Source organism: Motilibacter aurantiacus, from assembly GCF_011250645.1.
In the GTDB taxonomy this organism is placed as follows: domain Bacteria; phylum Actinomycetota; class Actinomycetes; order Motilibacterales; family Motilibacteraceae; genus Motilibacter_A; species Motilibacter_A aurantiacus.
In genome coordinates, this window is sequence record NZ_JAANNO010000048.1 from 1 (window position 1) to 553 (window position 553).

Annotated in this window: 1 protein-coding gene; it reads left to right on the forward strand. The window is 70.0% G+C overall.

What is annotated here, in order from left to right:
- A partial coding sequence (locus tag G9H72_RS20770; protein WP_166174755.1) for a transposase occupies positions 1–477 on the forward strand: 477 nt, incomplete at its 5' end.
- Positions 478–553 lie beyond the last annotated feature (76 nt).

A 553-nucleotide genomic window follows, 5' to 3' on the forward strand; every position in this document is an offset into this window, starting at 1 on the left:
GGCCACCGTGGCCGCAAGGACGACCCGCTCTATCGCGCCCGCCGCACCCTGCACACCGGCGCGGACCTCCTCACCGACCGGCAGCACCAACGGCTGACCGCGCTGTTCAACCTCGAGGAGCATGTCCAGGTCGAGGCGACCTGGGGCATCTACCAGCGCATGATCAGCGCCTACCGCGACCCCGACCGCGCCCGCGGCCGCCAGCTCATGACTGCCCTCATCCAGTCGCTCAGTTGCGGCGTCCCACCCGCCCTGACCGAGCTCCTCACCCTCGGGCGGACGCTGAAGAAGCGCGCCGAGGACGTCCTGGCCTACTTTGACCGGCCCGGCACCAGCAACGGGCCCACCGAGGCGATCAACGGCCGCCTGGAACACCTACGCGGCTCCGCCCTCGGCTTCCGGAACCTCGCCAACTACATCGCCCGCAGCCTGCTGGAGACCGGCGGCTTCCGCCCTCGACTACACCCTCGATTGTGAAGAGCCGGTTGATGATGCGCGCGCCCCGGCGTACGGCCAGCGCCATCGCGCCGAGAAGTTCGTTCTCCCACAGGTC